Raw genomic sequence first — 18,864 nt, forward strand, 5'->3', positions numbered from 1 at the left:
GTCGGGCGCGGCGCGCGGGCCGTGATCGGCTCCACGCGGGCCGACCGCACGGGGGGCTCGTAGCGATCGAAGCCGTCCGGCTCGAAGTCGCGGCCGGCGTCCTCCCGGCGCGCCGCCTTGTACTCGTCGCGGTGCGACGGGCCGTAACCACCGCCGGCGTACGGCGGCTCGTCGTACTCGCGGTCGCGCTCACGGCGGGCGCTCGCGGGGTCGTCGAGGTAGTCGTCCTCGTATTCCTCGAGCGGCACCATCCCGAAGTACGCCTTGAACTTGTGGAGTGAGCTCATGGATCAACCTTCCTCGCGCGGCGGTCGACACTCAGGCTAACGGCCGCGAGCCCAACACCGCGGTTCCGACACGCACGCATGTCGAACCCCAGCGCACCGCCGCCTCGAGGTCGCCGGACATGCCGGCCGACAGCTCGGTGGCCTCGGGATGATCGGAGCGCAGCCCGCCGTGGAGCCCGGCGAGCCGTTCGAATGCGGCGTCCGGGTCCCACCCCAGCGGCGGCACCGCCATCAGGCCCCGCAACTCGAGCCCGCCGGCCCCCGCGACCTCGTCCGCGAGCGCGGGCAGGTCCGCGGTGCCCACCCCGCCCCGCTGCGGATCGTCGTCGAGGCTGACCTGCAGCAGCACCCGCACGGGTGTCTCGCGGTCGCCGGAGTCCAGCGCGGCGCGCGCCCCGGCGTCCAGTGCGTGCGCCAACCGGACGCTGTCGACCGAGTGCACGGTGTGGGCCCAGCGGGCGACGGCACGCGCCTTGTTGCGCTGCAGCCGGCCGATCATGTGCCACGCGACAGCGGGATCGGTTGTACGCGAACGGAATTCGGCGACCTTCGCGGCAGCCTCCTGTTCGCGGGATTCGCCGAAGGCCCGGCACCCGAGCCCGTAGAGGATCTCCACGTCGGAGACCGGGAAGAACTTCGTCACCGGCAGCAGTGCGATCTCCGCCGGGTCGCGGCCGGCGGCCCGGGCCGCGGCGTCGAGCCGCTCGCGTGCCCGCCGCAGCCCGTCCGCGATCTCGGCGCGCCGCGCGCCGGGATCCGGTGCGCTCACCGGCCACCTCCGGCACCGGTGACCGATACGGCCTCGAGCCAGATCACCGCCGCCAACCGCCCGGTCGGCGCCTGACGGCGATGACTGAACAGCGTCGGATCCTCGATGGTGCACCGGGGATCCTCCGCGACCGCCGTGACGCCGTGCGCGAGCAGTTGCCGTCGCAGCCCCGCGCGCAGGTCCAGCCCGGGCGTGCCCCGCACGGTGCGGGTGGCGCTGCCGGGCAGGTGCGCCTCCACGTCGGCCTGCATCGCGGCGGGCACCTCGTACCGGCGTCCGCTCGCGGCGGGTCCGAGGAACGCGCCGATGCGCTCGCGGTGCGCCCCGAGCTCGACCATGGTGTCCAGGACGCGGGGAACGATGCCCACGCGGGCGCCGATCCGGCCCGCGTGCACCGCGGCGATCACGCCCGCCTCCTCGTCCGACAGCAGCACCGGCACACAGTCCGCGCTCAGCGTGACGAGCGCGAGGCCGGGCTCGCGCGTGACCAGGGCGTCGGTCGCCGGCACCGGACCGTCGACGGGGCCGTCCACGACGGTGACGTTGCGGCTGTGGATCTGCTCCATCCACACCAGCCGCTCGTAGGGCTGCCCGATCGCCGCGGCGAGGCGGCGCCGGTTCGCCTCGACCGCCGCCGGGTCGTCACCCACGTGGTCACCGAGATTGAACGAGTCGTAGGGCGGGGCGGAGACGCCGCCGGCGCGGGTGGTGACGACCCGCCGCGCCCGGAGAGCCGACTGTGCCACCGTCACCGGCGCATGAAGATCGGCACGTCGACGTCGTCGTCGCCGTCCTCGTCGACCTCCACCGGCCGGGCCGGCTGCGCAGACCCGATCGGCGGCAGCGAACTGCCCGCGACGGGCTGCTGCTCGCGCGCCGGCGCCTCCCCGGCCCGCTCCCGCTCCGGGCGGCCGACGTCGCCGGCTCGTCCCGCGCCGATGCCGCCGCCGCGCGTTGCGGTGGTCGGCGGGGCCGATTCGACGGGACGCCGCGCCGGGGTGCCGGCGTCGAACCCGGCCGCGATGACGGTGACACGCACCTCGTCGCCCAGCGAGTCGTCGATGACGGTGCCGAAGATGATGTTCGCGTCGATGTGGGCGGCCTCCTGCACCAGCGAGGCCGCCTCGTTGATCTCGAACAGGCCCAGGTCGGAGCCGCCGGCGATGGACAGCAGCACGCCGCGCGCGCCTTCCATCGACGCCTCGAGCAGCGGCGAGTTGATCGCCGCCTCGGCGGCCTTGATGGCCCGGCCCTCACCACGGGAAGAACCGATGCCCATCAGCGCGCTGCCGGCGCCGGACATCACGCCCTTGACGTCGGCGAAGTCGACGTTGATCAGGCCGGGGGTGGTGATGAGGTCGGTGATGCCCTGGACACCGTTGAGCAGCACCTCGTCGGCGGAGCGGAACGCGTCCATGAGGCTGACGGCGGCGTCGCCGAGCTGCAGCAGCCGGTCGTTGGGGATGACGATGAGGGTGTCGCAGGACTCGCGCAGGGTCTGGATGCCCGTGTCGGCCTGGCCGCCGCGGCGCTTGCCCTCGAACGAGAACGGCCGCGTGACGACGCCGACGGTCAGCGCACCGAGCTTGCGGGCGATGCTCGCGACCACGGGTGCACCGCCGGTGCCGGTCCCGCCACCCTCGCCGGCGGTGACGAAGACCATGTCGGCGCCCTTGAGCACCTCTTCGATCTCGTCCTTGTGGTCCTCGGCGGCCTTGCGGCCGACCTCGGGATCCGCCCCGGCGCCGAGCCCCCGGGTGAGTTCACGGCCGACGTCGAGCTTGACGTCGGCGTCGGACATCAGCAGGGCCTGCGCGTCGGTGTTCACCGCGATGAACTCGACTCCCTTGAGTCCCTGTTCGATCATGCGGTTGACCGCGTTCACGCCGCCACCGCCGATACCGACGACCTTGATTACGGCGAGGTAGTTGTGCGGGGGCGTCATGGGCTCTCGCCTTCCTGAGAAATCGGTCACGCTTCGATCATCATCGGGTGAGGTACGGACAAACCCTCAACCACAGGTCGATGGTTATGTCAAGTATCTCGACTGCTGCGAAACGCTATGGCACGGTGGCGGCGATCCGCCAGCAGGCGCGCCGACGGCGGTCACGATTTTCGTCCCCGTGCCTCGCCCGCCGTCCACGCCGTCATCGCACCGTCGGCAGGTCGGGGCCCGCCACGTCGTAGGTCCGACCGGGTTGGGTGAGCAGCGGCAGCACCACCTGAGCCTTGCGCTCCGAGCGCTCCACCCCACCCCACACCACGACCCGGCCGTCGTGCAGCGTGAGCGAGACCTCGGACGCCGACGGGGCGGTCACCTCGCCCACCTGGACGCGCAGTTCGGGCGGCAGCGCCTCGAGCACCTCGATCGCCGCGGCTGTCGCGGGATCGCCGGGACCGGGGTCGGGGGTGACGAGGCGCGGGGTCAGCATGGGCGGCGGCTCGACCGCGAAGTCCACCCCGTCCGCGTCGAGCGAGTGGGTGCCGTCCGGCGCGTCGACGAAGAACACCGCCTCCCGCTCGGTCACCGTGACCCGCACGGTGGACGGGTACACGCGCTGCACCCGCACCGAGGCGGCCCGCGGCAACGTGGCGACCCGCTGCGCCGCCGCCGCGGTGTCGACCTGCAGCAGCGGCGTGCCCTCCGCCAGCTCGAGGCGGGCCAGCACCTCGTCCTGCGGGATCGCCGTCGCACCGACGACCTCCACGTTGCGCACCGACAGCAGCGGCGACAGCCAGGCGGCCGCGATCAGTCCGAGCACGGCCGCCACCACCGCCGCGCCGATCAGCACGGTCCGCACCCGCACGGACCGGCCCGACGGCCGTCGCGCAGGCCGCGCCGCCCGGCGGGGCCGGGTGCGGGTGGCGGAGGCGGGCGTCACGACCCGACCGGCCCCGGTCCGGCAGGAGCCCCCGGCCGCAGCCGGCCCGGCTTGCTGCGCAAGGCGTCGAGGATCTGGCGTCCGAGCATGGTGACGTCGCCGGCGCCCATGGTGATCACGACGTCGCCGGGACGGCTCAGCCGCGCGACCTGCCGCGGCACGAGGGACAGATCCGGCTGGTAGTGCACGGGCTTGGACACCGATCGCGCGACGAGGGCACCGCTCACGCCCGGACGCGGCTTCTCCCGCGCGCCGTAGACGTCCAGCACCACGACCTCGTCGGCGAGGTCGAGGGCCGCACCGAACTCGGTGGCGAAGGTCTCGGTGCGCGAGTACAGGTGCGGCTGGAAGACGACGATCACGCGGGGTCGTTCGGTGCCGGTCTCGGTGTAGCGGACCGGTTCGCCGGCGACCAGTTCCGCGGCCGCGGCGAGGACGGCGCGGACCTCGGTGGGATGGTGGGCGTAGTCGTCGAACACTCGCACGCCGTGCTCGCGGCCGCTGTACTGGAATCGCCGGTGCACGCCACCGAAGCCGGCCAGGCCCTCCACGGCCTCCTCGACCGGGGCGCCCGCCTCGAGAGAGGCGAGCAGTGCGGCGAGCGCGTTGAGGGCCATGTGCCGGCCGGGGACGGACAGCCGCACCGTGCGCGGCGCCGCCTCGTCGGCGAGGTGGAACTCGGCGACTCCCCCGACGTCCTTGGCCTCCCAGTTGAGCAGCCGCACGCCGACCGGCACGCCGTCCACCTCGGCGCGGTCGCCCACCACTGCCGCCGTGCCGTATCCGGTGATCCGCAGGTCGTCGGGGCGACGGGTCGTCGCCCGCCGCGCCAGGGCGGCCGAGCCGGGGTCGTCGAGGCACGCCACGAGCAGCCCGCCGGGGGCGATGCGGTCGACGAACTCGTCGAACACCCGCACGTACGCCTCTTCCGTGCCGAAGAAGTCGAGGTGGTCCGCCTCGATGTTGGTCACGATCACCACGTCGGGGTCGTACTGCAGCAGCGAGCCGTCGCTCTCGTCGGCCTCGGCGACGAACACGTCGCCGCTGCCGTGGTGGGCGTTGGTGCCGGACTCGTTGAGCTCGCCGCCCACCGCGAAGGACGGGTCGAAGCCGCAGTGTTGCAGCGTCACCACCAGCATCGACGTCGTCGACGTCTTGCCGTGCGTGCCGGCGACCAGGAAGGTGCGGTGCCCGCGCATCAGGGCCGCCAGCACCGCCGGGCGCAGCAGGACGGGGATGCCGCGTTCCCGGGCGGCGACCAGCTCGGGGTTGTCCTTGGGGATCGCGGCGTGCGTCGTCACCACGGCGGTGGGACCGCCCTCGAGCAGCTCCAGCGCACTCGCGTCGTGTCCGATGCGCACCGAGGCCCCCCGCGCGCGCAACGCCAGCACGCCGCGGCTCTCCTTCGCGTCCGATCCGGAGACCTTCCCGCCGCGAGCGAGCAGGATCCGGGCGATGCCGGACATCCCGGCGCCGCCGATACCCACCATGTGCACCCGCTCGAGCTGCGGGGGCAGCTGCTCGCTCATCGATCACTCCTGTTCACGTCCACGCCTGCGACGTCCAGCACGATCCGCGCCACCTCGGCGGCGGCGCTGCGGTGGCCCGCCCCTGCCGCACGCCGTCCCATCTCGGTCAGGCGGGCTGCGTCGCGCAGCAGGGGGATCACCGCGTCGGCCACGAACGCCGGCGTCAGTTCCTCGTCCGCCACGATCATTCCACCTCCCGCCACCACCACCGGCCGGGCATTGAGTTCCTGCTCCCCGTTGCCGTGCGGCAGTGGCACGTACACCGCCGGCAGGCCGACCGCGGACACCTCGGCGACGGTCATCGCCCCGGAGCGGCAGATCACCGCGTCGGCGGCGGAGTACGCCAGGTCCATCCGGGTCAGGTAGGGCACGGCGACGTAGGGATACCGGTCGTGCTCGGGCCGTGCGGGCACGTCGACGGTGTTCTTCGGGCCGTGGGCGTGCAGCACGGCGACGCCCGCCGCGGCGAGCGGCCCGGCGGCTCCCGAGACGGCCTCGTTGAGCGAGCGGGCGCCCTGCGAGCCGCCGAACACCAGCAGCACCGGCCCGTCCGGGGGGAGCCCGAAGTGTGCCCGCGCCTGCGCCCGCAGCGCGGCCCGGTCCAGCCCGGTGATCGACGACCGGACCGGGATGCCGACGATGTCGGCGTCGCCGCGGCGCACGATGCCCGAACCCGGGACGGCGGCCAGGACACGCTCGGCGCGCAGGGCACCGATCTTGTTGGCGATGCCGGCGCGGGCGTTGGCCTCGTGCACGACGACAGGGATGCGGCGCCGGCGGCGCAGCGGGCCGGCACCGGCGGCCAGGTAGGCGGGCAGCGCCACGTAGCCGCCGAATCCGACGACGACGTCGGCGTGGGTGTGGTCGAGTACCTCGCGGGTCCTGCGGACCGAGGCGAGGACCCGCGCCGGCAGCTTGGCCAGGTCGGCGGTGAGCTTGCGGGGCAGCGGCACCGGCGGGATCAGCTCGAGGGGATAGCCGCGCTGCGGCACGAGGGTGGTCTCGAGCCCCCGCTCGGTGCCCAGCGCGGTGATCGTCGCCGTCGGCACCAGCCGGCGGATCGCGTCGGCGACCGCGAGGGCCGGCTCGATGTGTCCGGCGGTGCCACCCCCGGCCACCACCACGGACAGGGCAGACTGCTCGCCGCTCACCTACGGTTTCCTCGCTCTCCGGTTCGTCCGTCTCTGCTGTTCGTCGTCGTGCCTGCACGGCGCCGCGGCTGCCGTGGAGATTGGTCCCGCGGAGCGGCGGGCTGCGCCGCGCGGCCCTGCCCGCGGCCGCGTTCCTGCGTCGTGCGACCCCGAGGGGTCTGCCGCTCCCGGGCCGCCGTGCCGCCGCTCCGGGCGGCGGAGTCGGCCCGGCGTGCCTCGATCCGGGCGGGCCCCCCGCGCCGGGAGGCGTCGAGCTGCACGGGTTCACCGCGCGACGGCGTGTACTGCTCCGGCTTGGGCAGCCGCAGCAGCCGCCCGAAGCGGCCGTCCTGCCCGGCATGCAGGGCGGCGACGGCCTCGGGTTCGTGCCGCGCCGCGTTGGCGATCAGACCGAACATCAGCAGCGTCGTCGCGGTGGAGGTGCCGCCGGCCGAGACCAGCGGCAGCTGCAGACCGGTGACGGGCAGCAACCCGACGACGTAGCCGATGTTGATGAAGGCCTGCCCGATGATCCAGGTGGTGGCGGTGGCGGTGAGCAGCCGCAGGAACGGATCCACCGAACGCAGCGAGATCCGCAGGCCGGCGTAGGCGAACAGACCGAACAGGCCGATCACTGCCAGGCCGCCGAGGAAGCCGAGCTCCTCGCCGATGATGGCGAAGATGAAGTCGTTGTGTGCGTTGGGCAGGTAGCTCCACTTGGCGCGGCTCTGCCCGAGGCCACGGCCCCAGAACCCGCCGTCGGCCAGGGAGAACTTCGCCTGGCGGGCCTGATAGCCGATGCCCTGCGGGTCCGCGCCGGGGTTGAAGAAGGCACGCACCCGCGCGGACCGGTACCCGGCGGTCAGCGCGAGGAGCACCGCCAGTCCGGCGGCGGTACCGACGATCGTCAGGAACACCCGCAGCCGCAGGCCCGCGAACCAGAGCAGCGCGAGGACGATGATGGCGAGCGAGACGGTGGTGCCCAGGTCGGGCTGGAGGATGATCAGCAGGGTGACCACCAGGGTCGCCGGGACCAGCGGAACCATCATCTCGCGGGTGCTGGAGCGGTCGCCGCGGCGCGACGCCAGCAGGTGCGCGCCCCACACGGCGATGGCGATCTTGGCCAGCTCCGACGGCTGCAGCGACACGCCGGCGACGACGAACCACCCCCGGGTGCCCTGGGACAGCGTGCCGATGCCGGGGATGAGCACCAGCACCAGCAGCACGACGGTGACCGCGAAGGCCGGGAACGAGAACCGGCGCAGCACCCGCACCGGAAGGATCAGGGCGAAGTAGAAGATGACCAGGCCGAGAGCGGCGAAGATCGCCTGCGAGGTGAACAGGCCGTAGGCCGAGCCGTTGGTGGCGACGGCCTCGACACTCGACGACGACAGGACCATCACCAGGCCCAGCACGGTGAGCAGCACCGCGATCGTGACGATCAGGTGGAACGAGGCCAGCGGCCGGGCCAGCCACAGCCCGACCCGGTTCCGCGTCGCCCCGTCGGCGGGCTGCGGGGAGTTCACTGCCCCGTCCCGCCCCCGCGCAGTTCCTCGACCGCGGCGGCGAACGCGCGACCGCGCTGCGCGTAGTCGGCGAACATGTCCAGCGACGCGGCGGCCGGCGCCAGCAGCACGGTGTCCCCCGCCGTCGCCAGCGACGCCGCCTCACGCACCGCGACCCGCATGGCCGCGGGTCCGTCCGCGCCCGGAAGCGCCACCCGGCGCGCCGCAGCCGGGGCCGTCCTCGGTTCGCTCGTGCTCATCTGCCCATCGTCGCGCGTGTCGAGGAGGACCACGGGGACCTCGGGGGCGTGTCGCGCGAGCGCGTCGGCGATGCGGTCGGCGTCGCGCCCGAGCAGCACCACCCCTGCGAGGCGGGGTGCGACCTCCGCCACCAGGTCGTCGACGTGGGCGCCCTTGAGCAGGCCCCCGGCCACCCACACCACCCGGTCGTGGGCGAACAGCGACGTGCGGGCCGCGTGCGGATTGGTGGCCTTCGAATCGTCGACGTACGCCACGCCGCCGACGGTCCCGACCGGGGCGGCGCGGTGCGGACCGACCCGGTGCCGGCGCAGGCCGTCGTGCACCGCGGAGGCGGGTACGTCGATCGCGCGGGCCAGCGCCGCGGCGGCGAGCGCGTCGGACAGGCCGGCCGGCCCGGCAGGGGTCACGTCGACGACCGAGGCGAGCACCGCCGAGTCGGCGAAGGCCCGGTCGACCAGGACGTCGCCACTGATGCCGAGCTCACCGGGCTGCGGGTAGCCGAGCGTGAAGCCGACGGTGACGACGGCACGGGATCGGTCGCGCAGGCCCCCGGCGATCGGATCGTCGAGGCCGAGCACCCCCACCGTGCCGGACAGCGCCCGCGCCTTGGCGTCGATGTAGCCCGCCATCCCGCCGTGCCAGTCCAGGTGGTCCTCGGCGATGTTGAGGATCACACCGGCCTCGGGCCGCACGGACGGCGCCCAGTGCAGCTGGAACGACGACAGTTCCACGGCGAGGACGTCGGCGCGGGGTTCCGTGCGGCGCAGCGCGTCGAGGACGGGCAGGCCGATGTTGCCGCACGCCACGGACGCGAGCCCGGCGGCTTCGAGGATCGACTGCAGCATCGTCGTCGTCGTGGTCTTGCCGTTGGTGCCGGTGACGACGAGCCAGCGCCGCGGCGGGCCGTAGATCTCGGCGCGGTCGATGCGCCAGGACAGCTCGATGTCGCCCCAGATCGGCACGGCGGCGCCGGCGGCGTGCGAGAGCAGCGGAGCGTCGGGCGCGAAGCCGGGGCTCGTCACGACCAGCGCATAAGCGTGCAGCGACGACGCGTCCGCGACGAGGTCGTCGAGGTCGACGGTGTCGGCCCCGAGCTCACGGCAGCGCGCGAGGGCCTGCGGGTCGCGGTCGGCGACGGTCACCGACGCGCCGAGGTCGCCGAGGGGGGCGAGGGTGGCACGGCCGGACATCCCGCCGCCGGCGACGAGCACGCGGGCGCCGCGGAGTCGGTCCAGGTCTTGGCGGCGCAGTTCGTCTGTCACGGTGTCAGTCCCCGATCGCCGCTAGGTATTCGCTGTAGAACAGGGCCATACCGATGGCCGACGCGATGGCGGCGAGCAACCAGAACCGGATGATCACCGTCGTCTCCGCCCAGCCGCCGAGCTCGAAGTGGTGATGGAACGGCGCCATCCGGAAGACGCGACGCCGGCTGGACCGGAACACCGCCACCTGGATCACGACGGACGCCGCCTCGGCGACGAACAGGGCGCCGATGACCACCATGAGCAGTTCGGTGCGCGTGGTGACGGACAGGCCCGCGAGCATGCCGCCGAGGGCGAGCGAGCCGGTGTCACCCATGAAGATCTTCGCGGGGGCGGCATTCCACCACAGGAAGCCGATGCACGCGGCGGCGCCGGCGGCGCACAGCAGCGCCAGGTCGAGCGGGTCCCGCACGTCGTAGCAGCCCGCACGGGGGTCGGCGACGCACGAGTTGCGGTACTGCCAGAAGGTGATGATCACGTAGGCGCCGAGCACGAGGCTCATCGACCCGGCGGCGAGTCCGTCGAGGCCGTCGGTGAGGTTGACCGCGTTGGACCACGCGCTGACGAGCAGGTACACGAAGAGGATGAACACCACCGCGCCCATCGAGACCGTGGCGATGTCGCGCACGTAGGACAGGTGGGTGCTGCCCGGGGTGAGTCCGTCGCCGTTACGGAACTGCAGGGCGAGGATGCCGAACGCGACCGCGGCGACGAGCTGGCCGACCAGTTTGGCGGTCTTGTTCAGGCCCAGATTGCGCTGCTTGCGGATCTTGATGAAGTCGTCGAGGAAGCCGACGCCGCCGAGGGCGGTGGTCAGACCCAGCACGAGCAGACCCGAGGCCGACGGTCCCTCCGCCCCCTCGTAGGCCAGGCCGATCGCGTGAGCACCGAAGTAGCCGGCCCACAGGCCGGCGAGGATCGCGACGCCGCCCATGGTGGGTGTGCCGCGCTTGGACTGGTGGCTCTGCGGTCCTTCGACGCGGATCTCCTGGCCGAATCCCTGCCGCGAGAATGCCTTGATCAGCACCGGCGTCAGCAGGATCGACACCGCCAGTGCGATTCCCGCGGCGAAAAGGATCTGTCTCACCGTGCGGCCTCCGTTTCCGTTCCTGCCGTGCCCACCGTTCCCGCGAGAATCGCCTCCGCCACCGTCCACAGCCGGACGGACTGCGAGGCCTTGACCAGCACCAGGTCGCCGGGCCGCAGCTCGCGCTCGAGGAGCTCGATCGCGGCGGCGGCGTCGGGGACGTGGCTTGCCTCGTCGCCCCAGGATCCTTCCATCACCGCACCCTGGTAGAGACCACGGACCGGGCGGGTCGCGCCGACCGCGACGATGCGGGAGACGTCCAGACGCACCGCGAGCCGGCCGATGGCGTCGTGCTCGACGACCGACTCGTCACCGAGCTCGCCCATCTCACCCAGCACCGCCCAGGTCCGTCGCGGCCTGTCGCCGGCGCGGGCCATGGTCACCAGCGCCTTGAGCGCCGCCCGCATCGAGTCCGGGTTGGCGTTGTACGCGTCGTCGACGACGGTGACGCCGTCGGCACGGGTGCGCACGTCCATTCGGTGCGCCGACACCGCACCGGCACCGCCGAGCGCGGTCGCGACCTGCTCGGGCGTCGCGCCGCACTCGAGGGCGACGGCCGCGGCCGCGAGGGCGTTGCCGATGTGGTGCTCGCCGTGCACCGCGAGGGTGACCGTGGCGCGGCGCTCGGTGCCGCCGTCGCGCACGACGAGGGTGAACGTGGGACGGGCGTGCTCGTCGAGGTGGACGTCGGTGGCCCGGACGTGCGCGGCGGGGTCGCTGCCGACGAGCACCACGCGGGCGCGGGTGCGCGGCGCCATCGCGGCCACCAGGGGATCGTCGGCGTTGAGGATCGCCACGCCGCCCGCCTCGGCGGCCGGCAGGGCCTCGACGAGCTCGCCCTTCGTCCGGGCGATGACCTCCTGGGAACCGAACTCCCCCAGGTGGGCGGTGCCGACGTTGAGCACCACCCCGATGCGTGGCGGCGCAACGGTGGCGAGGGCGGCGATGTGGCCGGGTCCGCGGGCCGACATCTCCAGCACCAGGAATCGGGTGTCGGTGGTGGCGCGCAGCGCCGTCCACGGATGCCCGAGCTCGTTGTTGAAGGAGCCGGGAGGGGCGACGACCGGGCCGAGCGGCGCGAGCACCGCGGCGAGCAGGTCCTTCGTGGAGGTCTTGCCCGCGGATCCGGTGACGCCGACGACGGTCAGTCCGGAGGCGGTGAGCTCGTCGACCACGGCGCGGGCGAGGGCGCCCAGCGCGGCGAGGACGGCGGCACCCGAGCCGTCGGTGTCGTGTTCGAAGGCCAGCGAGTTGGTCTCGACCGGCGGCACCGGCGGCACCACGACGGCGGGCACACCCACCGGTCGGGCGGCGAGCACCGCGGCGGCGCCGGCGGCGACGGCGTCGGCGGCGTGGTCGTGCCCGTCGGAGCGGGCCCCCGGCAGCGCCAGGAACAGCCCGCGCGGGGTGACCTTGCGGGAGTCGAACTCGACGGTGCCCGTCACCTCGACGGCCGGGTCGTCGACGTCGTGCAGTGTCCCGCCGACCACCTCCGCGATGCGGGCCAGTGTCATCGGGATCATTCGGTGCCTCCGTACTGCTCGCTACCTGCGCCGGCGAACCGGTCGATGGCCGCGGCGAGCACTTCGCGGTCGTCGAAGGGGTGCTTGACCCCGTGGATCTCCTGGCCGGTCTCGTGGCCCTTGCCCGCCACGAGGACGATGTCGCCCGGACGGGCCCAGCGCACGGCCGCTTCGACGGCGGCGGCCCGGTCGCCGATCTCGCGGATCTCCCCTCGCTGCTGTTCGGGGACGGCGCGGGCACCGGCGAGCAGCGCGGCCCGGATGACCGCCGGATCCTCGGTGCGGGGGTTGTCGTCGGTGACGACGAGCAGGTCCGCCCCGCGGGCCCCGACGTCGCCCATGAGCGGCCGCTTGCCGTGGTCGCGGTCGCCGCCCGCACCGACGACGACGGCGAGCCGGCCGCCGGCTGCCCGGCCGCGCAACGTCGCGATGACCGCCTCGAGCGCGGCCGGCTTGTGCGCATAGTCGACGACGGCGAGGAAACCCTGCCCGCGGTCGACCCGCTCCACCCGTCCGGGCACGTCGACGTCGGCGATGCCGGCGGCGGCGGCGTCGACGTCGACCCCGACCGCCGCGCACACCGCGACGGCGAGGGCGGCGTTGGCGACGTTGTAGTGGCCGGGCAGGCGCACCGCGACGCGCCGTGCGGTGCCGTCGGGCCCGGCGAGGGTGAATACCTGGGAGCCGGACGGCTCGGTGCGGACCGCGGTCGCCGTCCAGTCGGCGGTTCCGGTGGTGGCGACGGTGCGCACCGCGTCGGGCTCCGCGGGGTGGGCGGCCCGGGCGATCCCGGCCATCCGCACGCCCCACTCGTCGTCGATGCACACGACGGCACGGTGTGCCCGCACGGGCGAGTCCGCCGCGAACAGCCGGGCCTTCGCCCCGAAGTAGTCGTCGAGGTCGCGATGGAAGTCGAGGTGGTCCTGGGACAGGTTCGTGAAGGCACCGACCGCGAAGCGGACCCCGGCGACCCGCCCCAGGGACAGGGCGTGGCTCGAGACCTCCATCACCACGGTGTCGATGCCCTGCTCGCGCATGGCGGCGAACAGGGCGTGCAGCTGCGGCGCCTCGGGGGTGGTCAGCGCGCTGGGGACCCGCCGGCCCGCGAGCCGGGTCTCGATGGTGCCGACCAGGCCCGTGACCCGCCCGGCGGCGGCGAGCCCCGCCTCCACCAGATAGGAGCTGGTGGTCTTGCCGGAGGTGCCGGTGATGCCGACGACCTGCATGTGCTGCGACGGGTCGCCGTAGATGGCGGCGGAGACGACGCCGAGGACCGACCGCGGATCCGGGTGGACCAGCACCGGCACGGGCCGGGTGACGACGGCGGCGAGGCGCTCGCATCCTGCGGCGTCGGTGAGGACGGCGACAGCACCCCGATCCAGGGCCTCCGCGGCGTACTCGGCGCCGTGCGCGCGGGCCCCCGGGAGCGCGGCGAACAGGTCGCCGGGCTGCACCCCCTGGGCCCGCAGGTCGACGCCGGTCACAGACACCGGGATGCCCGCGGCGGCGGTCGGGGCGCCCGGTGCGACGGTGCCGACGGAGGCGCCCACGGCGGCAGCGAGGTCGCGGAGCTGCGTCACCGGTGGATGCTCGGGTCTCAGGCCGCCTCCCGGCGGGGACGGGTCCGGACTCGACGGCACAGGCACCAGGCTCCTCTCGCTCCGCGGCAGTGTCTCCTGCCGTTCCTCTACTCCCGCGGCCGCGCTGTTCCCGAGCACCGGGGCTCGACCGCGGTGTCACGGTACCGACGTGTCAGGTTACCGACGGGCGGCGGTGCCGCCGACACGTGCTCGGCGATCGACCGCACCCGCGCGGCTCAGTCCACCTGCAGGATCAGCTTGCTGCCCGGGTCCGCCGACAGCGGCACGCCCTCGCGCTGCAGCAACCACGAGGCGATCGTGTGGAACAGCGGTGCGGCGGACTGTCCGCCGCTGCCGTCGGCGCTGCGGGTGGGCGCGTCGAGCATGATGCCGATCACGTAGCGGGGGCGGTCGGCGGGCGCGATCCCGGCGAAGGTGATCCAGTAGTTCGAGTTCGAGTAGCACTTGCATGCGGGGTCGACCTGCTGGGCGGTGCCGGTCTTGCCGGAGACCTGGTATCCCTCGATCGCGGCCGGAGTGCCGGTGCCGCGCTGGTTACCGGTGTCGTCCTGCACCACGGCGCGGAACATGTCGCGCACGGTGGCGGCGGTCTGCGGGCTGACCACCCGCACCGGGTCCGGCCGGGGTGTCTCGGTGCGGGTGCCGTCGGGTGCGACGACCGCCCGGACGACGCGCGGCGGGATCCGCTCGCCGTCGTTGGCGACGGCCTGGTAGATCCCTGCCATCTGGAGCAGCGTCATCGACAGGCCCTGCCCGATCGGCAGGTTGGCGAAGGTGCCGCCGGACCACTGTTCGCGGCTCGGCACGCTGCCGGCGGACTCGCCCGGCAGGCCCACGTCGGTGCGCTGCCCGAGACCGAACAGGTCGAGCATCTGCGCGAACCGGTCCTCGCCGACCCGCTCTGCGAGCATCAGGGTCCCCACATTGGAGGACTTTCCGAACACGCCGGTGGCGGTGTAGGGCACGACGCCGTGGTCCCACGCGTCCTTGACGGTGACGCCGGCCATGCGGATCGTGCCGGGCACCTGCAGCACCTCGTCGGGGGTGGTGAGCCCGTCCTCGATCGCGGCGGCCGCGGTGACGATCTTGTTCACCGACCCAGGTTCGAACGGGGTGCTGACGGCGGGATTCCCGAGTTCGGCGTCCTTCGGGTTGTTGCCGACCCCGATCGACGGGTCGAACGTGCCGTCGTTGGCCATGGCGACGACCTCGCCGGTCCGGGCGTCGAGCACGACGGCGGACGCGTTCTTCGCCCCGGACAGGTCCTTGGCGCGCTGCACCTGCTGCTGCACGTAGTACTGGATGTCGGAGTCGATGGTCAGTTCCACCGCGGAACCGTCGACGGCAGGTTGCTGATCGCGCCAGCTGCCGGGGATCACGGCGCCGTCGGAGCCCCGGTCGTACGTCGAGGAGCCGTCGGTGCCGGCGAGCACGGAGTCCATGGAGTCCTCGAGACCGAGGAGGCCGTGCCCGTCCCAGCCCGTCGCGCCGACGAGGTTGGCGGCGAGCGAGCCGCCGGGATACAGCCGGATGTCCTGACGTTCGAGACCCACCTTGTCGTACTCGTCGACGAGCGAGGTCGCGACGGCCGGATCGACGCCGCGCGCCAGATAGACGAACGTCTCGTCGCTGCGGAGCTTGTCGAGGGTCTCGTCCTCGGGGGCGGCCGCTCCGAGCGCCTCGTGGATCGCCTTCGCGAGGCCCTCCAGATACGCGTCGGTCTCCGGCTGCGTCGGGTCCTCGGCGCGCGCCTCGTCCAGCTCTCGCCGGACGCGGACGGGCTGGAAGGTGAGCGCCTTCGCCTCCATCGTGTAGGCCAGCGGACTGCCGTTCCGGTCGGCGATGGTGCCGCGGGTGGCGGGCTCGACGAGCCGCGTCGTGCGCTGGCCGGCCGATTCGGCGGTCAGCTGCGGCGCCTGGACGACCTGAACCCACAGCAGTTGCACGGCTGCGACCCCGAGGGCCAGGAACATGACTGCACGCCCGTACCGGTAGCGGAACCGGAACCCGGTGGTGTCCGCTCCGCCGGCGACCGGCCGCGAGCGGGTGCGCCGGGCGGGCGCCGGCCGGCGGGAAGGAGCAGGGCGGCCGCGGACCGGCCGGGAAGACGGTGGGGTCCCTCGCCTCACCGGCGCCCGTCCTCGGCGTGCGTCGCAGGGGTCACGGGCACCAATTGTTCCGCCTGACCGGGCGCGGCCCCGGCATTGCCGGGCGACGGCGTGGCGTCCGGGGGTGCCGCGGCAGGCTCCCCGGCCGGCACCGCCGCCGTAACCCCGGGCGGCACCGCCGCCGTAGCCCCGGGCGGCACCGCCGCCGTAGCCCCGGGCGGCACCGTCGCCGTAGCCCCGGGCGGCACCGCCGCCGTAGCCGACGGCGCGGCGCTCGGGGTCGTCGCGGTGGGGGCCTCACCCGTGGCGCCGGCCGACGGCGCGGCGGCCCGGTCGGTCCCGGCGGACTGGGTCAGCGGCCGCGGATTCTCGCTACCCGCGCTACCCGCGAGCGGCGGAAGCTGGTTCCGGGTCCGCTCATCGGCTGCCGGCGGGTTCAGCGGCGCGGCCGGCGCCCCCTGGGCGGGGGCCGGCGTTCCCACCACGCGCACCGCGCCGTCGCCGCCGACGACCAGGCGCGCGACCTCGCCGGTGGGGATCATGCCGAGCTTTGCGGCCTGCATCGCCAGCACCGGCGCCGAGTTGCCGGTTTCGACGTCGCGCTGCAGCACGGCGCGCTCCTGGATCAGGCGCTGGTTGTACTCGCGTGCGGCGCTGAGCTGGTAGGAGTCCTCCGCGGCGCGCGTGGTCAGCAGCAGGGTTACGGCCATGCCCACGCCGAGGAGACCGATGATGGTAGCCACGAACGGAATTCGCGCCGCCACACTACCGGCGCGGCGAGCCGGTGCGGGGGCCGCCGTGTCCGGGGTCAGGTGCGCCGTGCGACGGCTGCGCCGCTGATACGCGCGCTGTGCAGCCGTGGATCGAGCCGGACGGCGAGCAGGTGCTGCCACCTGTACGGTCATCGGTTACCTCCTGGCGATTCGTTCCGCGGCACGCAGGCGCACGGGCGCCGAACGCGGATTGGCCTCGATCTCCTGCTCCGTCGCCCGTTCCGCCCCGCGGGTGAGCATCCGCAATTCGGGCCCGGTACCCGGCAGTTCCACCGGGAGCCCCTCCGGGCTCTTCGACTTCGTCAGCGGCGTGAGAATCTGCTTGACCACGCGATCCTCGAGGGACTGGTACGACATGAACACCACCCGTCCCCCGACGGCGAGAGCGTCCAGGGCGTCGGGGATCGCGGCGCGCAGCGAGTCGAGCTCGCCGTTGACCTCGACGCGCAGCGCCTGGAATGTGCGCTTGGCGGGATGGCCGCCGGTGCGGCGGGACGCGGCCGGAATCGCCCGGTACAGCAGCTCCACCAGCTCCCCGCTCGTGCGCAGCGGCGTCTTCGCGCGCTGCCGCACGATCTCCGAGGCGATCTTCCCGGCGAACCGCTCCTCCCCGTAGGTGCTGAGGATGCGGGCGAGGTCGCCGTGGCTGTAGGTGTTGAGCACATCGGCCGCGGTGACACCCGTGGTGGGGTCCATGCGCATGTCCAGGGGTGCGTCGCGGGAGTAGGCGAAACCGCGCTCGGCCTCGTCGAGCTGCATCGAGGACACGCCGAGGTCGAACAGGATCGCATGCACGGATCCGACCCGATCCAGTCCGCACGAGGCAAGGGCGTCGGCGATGCCGTCGTAGCGGGTGTGCACGAACTGCGTGCGGTCGGCGAACGACGTGAGCCGCCGGCGGGCGACGGCGAGGGCTTCGGGGTCGCGATCGAGCCCGATCAGGCGCACGCCCGGATAGGTACGCAAGAAGTGCTCGGAGTGTCCGCCGAGACCGAGGGTGGCGTCCACATATATCGCGCCCGGGCCGGCGGCATCGATGGCGGGGCCGAGCAGTTCGTCGGCGCGGTCGAGCAGGACGGGAATGTGACCGAAGCTCTCCGGACGCTCGGCCTCCGGAACTGCCGCCGCGTCCTGACCCTCCGCCATTCTTCCTCCGGTTGTCCTGCTCGGTTCGTGGGCGATCGGATCGTGGCTTCGGTCGGGGGTTCGCAGTCACGCCTCCGGATACGACCGCGGCGAATGCATCGAGGTCTCTGTCCGAACTGGGAAACCTGGCGTTGGGGAAGTACGTCAGGGTTCCGTTTCACGAACCTGGCACTGGGGAAGTGTGTCAGGGTCGCTGTCGGGCAGAGGCCTCGCGGCACTCGCCGCGGTAGCACTGCGGTCGTTGCTGCGGTTCCGGTCACAGAATGTCGTGCAGGGCCTCGTCTCTCGCTTCCGAAAACTCTTCCTCGTGCTCGGCGAGGTATTGCTCCCACGCCGCCGCGTCCCAGATCTCCAGATGCTTGACGGCACCGATCACGACGCAGTCCTTCGTGAGCCCCGCGTACTTGCGGTGGGCGGCGGACAGGGTGATCCGGCCCTGCGCGTCGGGGCGCTGCTCGTCGGTTCCCGCCGCCAGACTCCGGAGGAACGCCCGGGCCTGCGGATTGCTCCGCGAGGCGGCGGCGGCGCGCTCGGCTAGGGCGGCGAACTCGTCGCGCGGAAAGACGGAAAGGCTGTGATCCTGACCCTTCGTGATCATCAACCCTCCCGCCAGTTCGTCTCGGTACTTCGCGGGCAGCGTGAGCCGCCCCTTGTCGTCCAGCTTGGGCGTGTGGGTACCGAGGAACACTCGACACCCCCCGCCACACCCCGGCCGGACCCTGTCTACCACCCGACGGAGGAACCCCTCCGCCGCGACCCACACTACCCCACTTTCCCCCACGTTCAACCGCTTACGCGCCCACGCGCGGCGCCGTTTTTCGACTGCGCGCAGTTCACGGCAGGTGGGGCGAAGTGGGCGACGGCGAACGGCGCGGGCAGCGCCCCAGCGCGTGGGCCGGACGCGGGCGCAGGACGGCGACCCGGCGGCGGGAAACACCCTGGTCGGGTCCGTCGCGTCCGCTGCTCGGCGGTCCCGAGAGCCGGAGTGGGCGGAAGTGGGG

Annotated in this window: 15 protein-coding genes and 1 pseudogene; all 16 read right to left on the minus strand. The window is 73.4% G+C overall.

From position 1 onward, the window contains the following. Positions 1-287, minus strand: a pseudogene (locus tag G6038_RS26730) (cell division protein SepF); the annotation flags it as partial. 31 nt (positions 288-318) lie between these two features. Continuing rightward, positions 319-1,056 (minus strand): YggS family pyridoxal phosphate-dependent enzyme, encoded by a 738-nt coding sequence (locus G6038_RS26735; protein ID WP_165041368.1) that lies wholly within the window; start codon positions 1,054-1,056, stop codon positions 319-321. Beyond that, positions 1,053-1,808 carry a peptidoglycan editing factor PgeF gene (gene pgeF, locus G6038_RS26740; protein WP_165041370.1) on the minus strand — a complete coding sequence of 252 codons (756 nt, stop codon included), beginning with the start codon at positions 1,806-1,808 and terminating at the stop codon, positions 1,053-1,055. Before pgeF ends, G6038_RS26735 begins: the two co-directional genes overlap by 4 nt. Further along, positions 1,805-3,001, minus strand: coding sequence for a cell division protein FtsZ (gene ftsZ, locus G6038_RS26745; protein WP_165041372.1), 1,197 nt, complete (start codon positions 2,999-3,001; stop codon positions 1,805-1,807). The genes pgeF and ftsZ overlap by 4 nt, the downstream gene beginning before the upstream one ends. 202 nt (positions 3,002-3,203) lie before the next feature. Further along, the gene (locus G6038_RS26750; protein WP_165041374.1) at positions 3,204-3,938 is read right to left on the minus strand and encodes an FtsQ-type POTRA domain-containing protein; all 735 of its coding nucleotides are present in this window, start codon (positions 3,936-3,938) and stop codon (positions 3,204-3,206) included. Continuing rightward, positions 3,935-5,467, minus strand: coding sequence for a UDP-N-acetylmuramate--L-alanine ligase (murC, locus tag G6038_RS26755; RefSeq protein WP_165041376.1), 1,533 nt, complete (start codon positions 5,465-5,467; stop codon positions 3,935-3,937). Before murC ends, G6038_RS26750 begins: the two co-directional genes overlap by 4 nt. Next, complete coding sequence (gene murG, locus G6038_RS26760) at positions 5,464-6,618, minus strand: undecaprenyldiphospho-muramoylpentapeptide beta-N-acetylglucosaminyltransferase (protein WP_165041386.1); 1,155 nt, start codon at positions 6,616-6,618, stop codon at positions 5,464-5,466. The genes murC and murG overlap by 4 nt, the downstream gene beginning before the upstream one ends. Then, entirely contained in the window at positions 6,615-8,123 is a 1,509-nt protein-coding gene (gene ftsW / locus G6038_RS26765) for a putative lipid II flippase FtsW (protein WP_165041388.1), read from the minus strand. The genes murG and ftsW overlap by 4 nt, the downstream gene beginning before the upstream one ends. Next, the gene (gene murD, locus G6038_RS26770) at positions 8,120-9,625 is read right to left on the minus strand and encodes a UDP-N-acetylmuramoyl-L-alanine--D-glutamate ligase (RefSeq protein ID WP_165041390.1); all 1,506 of its coding nucleotides are present in this window, start codon (positions 9,623-9,625) and stop codon (positions 8,120-8,122) included. The genes ftsW and murD overlap by 4 nt, the downstream gene beginning before the upstream one ends. 4 nt (positions 9,626-9,629) lie before the next feature. Continuing rightward, on the minus strand, positions 9,630-10,712 hold the full coding sequence (gene mraY / locus G6038_RS26775) for a phospho-N-acetylmuramoyl-pentapeptide-transferase (protein WP_165041392.1): 1,083 nt from the start codon (positions 10,710-10,712) through the stop codon (positions 9,630-9,632). After that, positions 10,709-12,235, minus strand: a complete 1,527-nt coding sequence (gene murF / locus G6038_RS26780; RefSeq protein ID WP_165041394.1) for a UDP-N-acetylmuramoyl-tripeptide--D-alanyl-D-alanine ligase — start codon at positions 12,233-12,235, stop codon at positions 10,709-10,711. The genes mraY and murF overlap by 4 nt, the downstream gene beginning before the upstream one ends. Further along, positions 12,232-13,815: a UDP-N-acetylmuramoyl-L-alanyl-D-glutamate--2,6-diaminopimelate ligase gene (locus G6038_RS26785; protein WP_346772931.1), complete on the minus strand. Its 1,584-nt coding sequence runs from the start codon at positions 13,813-13,815 to the stop codon at positions 12,232-12,234. The genes murF and G6038_RS26785 overlap by 4 nt, the downstream gene beginning before the upstream one ends. Positions 13,816-14,051: 236 nt before the next feature. Continuing rightward, positions 14,052-15,965 carry a penicillin-binding protein 2 gene (locus tag G6038_RS26790; protein ID WP_165041396.1) on the minus strand — a complete coding sequence of 638 codons (1,914 nt, stop codon included), beginning with the start codon at positions 15,963-15,965 and terminating at the stop codon, positions 14,052-14,054. Further along, positions 15,962-16,708: a hypothetical protein gene (locus tag G6038_RS26795; protein ID WP_165041402.1), complete on the minus strand. Its 747-nt coding sequence runs from the start codon at positions 16,706-16,708 to the stop codon at positions 15,962-15,964. The genes G6038_RS26790 and G6038_RS26795 overlap by 4 nt, the downstream gene beginning before the upstream one ends. Positions 16,709-16,852: 144 nt before the next feature. Next, on the minus strand, positions 16,853-17,863 hold the full coding sequence (gene rsmH / locus G6038_RS26800) for a 16S rRNA (cytosine(1402)-N(4))-methyltransferase RsmH (protein WP_165041398.1): 1,011 nt from the start codon (positions 17,861-17,863) through the stop codon (positions 16,853-16,855). Positions 17,864-18,119: 256 nt separating this feature from the next. After that, positions 18,120-18,551, minus strand: a complete 432-nt coding sequence (gene mraZ / locus G6038_RS26805; RefSeq protein ID WP_010594381.1) for a division/cell wall cluster transcriptional repressor MraZ — start codon at positions 18,549-18,551, stop codon at positions 18,120-18,122. Positions 18,552-18,864: the final 313 nt, after the last annotated feature.

The organism is Rhodococcus sp. 14C212, assembly GCF_011058195.1.
Taxonomy (GTDB): domain Bacteria; phylum Actinomycetota; class Actinomycetes; order Mycobacteriales; family Mycobacteriaceae; genus Rhodococcus; species Rhodococcus aetherivorans.

Coding starts and splice junctions, on each gene's coding strand:
- ftsZ (WP_165041372.1), bottom strand. CDS start 3,001: ATGACGCCCCCGCACAACTACCTCGCCGTAATCAAGGTCGTCGGTATC.
- murC (WP_165041376.1), bottom strand. CDS start 5,467: ATGAGCGAGCAGCTGCCCCCGCAGCTCGAGCGGGTGCACATGGTGGGT.
- murF (WP_165041394.1), bottom strand. CDS start 12,235: ATGATCCCGATGACACTGGCCCGCATCGCGGAGGTGGTCGGCGGGACA.
- rsmH (WP_165041398.1), bottom strand. CDS start 17,863: ATGGCGGAGGGTCAGGACGCGGCGGCAGTTCCGGAGGCCGAGCGTCCG.